The organism is Treponema sp. R6D11, assembly GCF_054786075.1.
On sequence record NZ_BDHD01000783.1, the window covers coordinates 1 to 526 of the forward strand.

Below are 526 nucleotides of genomic sequence, written 5' to 3' on the forward strand. Positions count from 1 at the left end.
GATTTATGTTGTTTTTATGTGCCAACAGGCAATTGAAAAATTGTGCAAAGGTTTGTATTTACTTTTCATTAATGACAATGTTCCACAGATTCATGATATTAATTCATTAATAACAAGGTTTGTAGACAAATTGCCTAAAGCCATAGATGACAGTAAACGGCTGTTGTTCGCAAAACTAAGCGCGTTTTATCTTAATAATCGGTATCCTGAATATAAAGAACGGCTAAGTACTTCTATGAATAGGGAAGAAGCTGAGAGCATCTTAAATGAAACGAAGGAGGCATTTGCATGGCTAGAGACATTGAAACCGTAACCGCGATTGTTCGGCAATACATAGCCGATGTACAAAAGGTAATGCCTATTGACAAGGTGTATTTGTATGGTTCATACGCCAAGGGAACACAGAGAGAAAACAGCGATGTTGACATTTGCTTTTTTTCACAAGCCTTTGAACGCAGGCGTACTTTGGATATTCTTACAGAGCTTTTCTATCTTAAAATAAAGTACGACAAGGATTTGCTTATAG

Annotated in this window: 2 protein-coding genes; both read left to right on the forward strand. The window is 36.5% G+C overall.

The window, feature by feature from the left end; translation table 11 throughout:
• Positions 1 to 313, forward strand: a 313-nt coding sequence (locus ACYVTD_RS16070; protein ID WP_461248687.1) for a HEPN domain-containing protein, incomplete at its 5' end; no start/stop codon positions are given.
• Positions 289 to 526 (forward strand): nucleotidyltransferase domain-containing protein (locus ACYVTD_RS16075; protein WP_461248688.1); only part of this gene is annotated, 238 nt, incomplete at its 3' end. The genes ACYVTD_RS16070 and ACYVTD_RS16075, both read left to right, overlap by 25 nt.